At 73.7% G+C, this 1553-nt stretch carries 1 protein-coding gene; it reads left to right on the top strand.

Annotation, left to right across the window (positions count from 1 at the left end; all coding sequences use genetic code 11):
- A partial coding sequence (locus tag ABZ641_RS36785; RefSeq protein ID WP_359988904.1) for a peptidoglycan-binding domain-containing protein occupies nucleotides 1-1293 on the top strand: 1293 nt, incomplete at its 5' end.
- Between the last annotated feature and the right edge of the window lie 260 nt (nucleotides 1294-1553).

Raw genomic sequence — 1553 nt, 5'->3', positions numbered from 1 at the left:
GGCCTGGCCGTCCTCGCACGCTTCGGCGGGACGGACCCGGATCAGGTCGGCCCGGTCCTGCGGGATCTGCCCGGCCACCGGATGTACTGGTTCATCCCCCTCGGCCACGCCGAGGAGTGGCGGCGGCTGGGAGCGGACGTCCACCTCCTGACCAGGGGGTGCTTCCTCGTCGTGCCCCACCCGGACATGCCCGGCGACGGCTCGGCCGAGTGGGAGCACTGGCCCGCTCGCACCGGCACGCTGACCAACCCCGGCCGGCTGGCCGCCACGGTGGCTGAGGCGCTCACCACCGGCCCCACCGCTCACGCCTGGTCCGAGGAGGATCGGCCCATCGCGGCACAGCCGGACCGCACCATCGAGCACACCGAAGACGCGATGATGGTCCGCCCGTACGTCCTGGGCCCCTCGGCGGAGCCTCGGCCCGCACCCGTGCACGGTCGGGACCTGCTCAACACAACGATCCTCCCCCTGGGCGCCGCCGCTCCGACGCCTGCCCGGCCGGTTCCGGCGCTGCCCGCGCCCTTTCGTGCTCGGACGGCGGCGGCACATCCCGTGCCGCCGATGCCGCCCAGGTCCGAACCGCCCCTCCCGAACCCGCCCGCCGGCCTGACCGAGAAGCAGCACCCGGACGACCGCGCCGGGCGACGCCACGAGCGGAAGGCGAGCCGCCGACGGAGCATCATCACCCGGGCCGGCCTGGGCATTGTGGCAGTCGGCGTCGGGATCGCCCTCCTACCTGCCTCCTCGGGTGAGGACGGGAAGAAGAGCGGCCAGGCGCTGCCGCTCCCCAGCAGCAGCCTCTGGATCCAGCCTCCGACCGCCCCTTCGCCCAACGCCGTCCCCTCGCCCGGCGCCGTCTCCTCGGCCGAGACCGCCTCGGCCTCCGCAGCCCCCGGCGACACGGCCGCCGCGGCTCCCAGGAAGGCTCCGACCACCAGAACCCTTGCCCCGCAGGCAGTCTTCGCCACCACCGCCCGCACCGCTGCCCCTTCCACGCCGACGCCCACGCCGACGCGGACGCCGACGTCCACGCCGACGCCGGCCGCTGCGGCCATGCCCCGAACCCTCCGGCCCGGTGACACGGGGACGGATGTGATGGCGATGCAACAGCTGCTGGTCACCGTCTCCTGCGGGAACCTCGACAAGTCCCTCGTCACCGGCACCTTCGACGACTCGACCGAGAACGCGGTCACCCAGTACCAGCGCCGACGCCACATCAAGGGCGAGACCGGCGTGTACGGTCCGAAGACAAGGGCCGCCCTGCAGGCCGAGGCGCAGGATCAGGAGTGCTGAGGTCGCCGATCGCTGCGCTCGCAGCCCGCGAGACGCGTGAACGCGCTTCAAGAGGTATGGAGCGACGGACCCCGGCGTCAGGGCGGCTGCGGCCGGGAGGAGCCGACGCCGCAAGCCGCCCACCTCGCGCGGAGCAGGTCGGACGAAGACGGGTCTCGTGTACCGCACCGCCCAGCAGGGCACCCGGGTGTCCAACGCCGCTGCCCTGCCGCTCGCGGATCCGATTACTGTCGAGACGAGGGTGGGTCACCCGATCGGAC

The organism is Kitasatospora sp. NPDC007106 (genome assembly GCF_040634455.1).
GTDB lineage: Bacteria > Actinomycetota > Actinomycetes > Streptomycetales > Streptomycetaceae > Kitasatospora > Kitasatospora arboriphila.
This window is presented reverse-complemented; position numbering and strand designations above follow the sequence as displayed.